Genomic DNA, 209 nt, shown 5'->3' with positions numbered 1-209 from the left:
GGGCGCTGCGGAACCCACGCGATGCGCTCGCGCCATGGCTCGGCGGGCAGATCGACCAGCGGCACACCATCGACCGTAATCTGGCCGCCGGTCGGATCGATGAAGCGCAGCAAAAGCTGCACGAGGGTCGATTTGCCGCTGCCGGTGGGGCCGACCAGGGCGACGTTGTGGCGGGCGGGCAGGCTGAAGCTGACGCCGTTCAGCGCGTG

General features: G+C 69.9%; 1 protein-coding gene. It reads right to left on the bottom strand.

The window, feature by feature from the left end; genetic code table 11:
• A partial coding sequence (locus tag V7116_RS25190) for an ATP-binding cassette domain-containing protein (RefSeq protein WP_324394762.1) occupies window positions 1-209 on the bottom strand: 209 nt, incomplete at both ends.

This window comes from Aggregatilinea sp., assembly GCF_036822615.1.
GTDB lineage: Bacteria > Chloroflexota > Anaerolineae > Aggregatilineales > Aggregatilineaceae > Aggregatilinea.
Note: the sequence above shows the minus strand (reverse complement) of the source record. Positions and strands in the feature narration are given on the sequence as shown.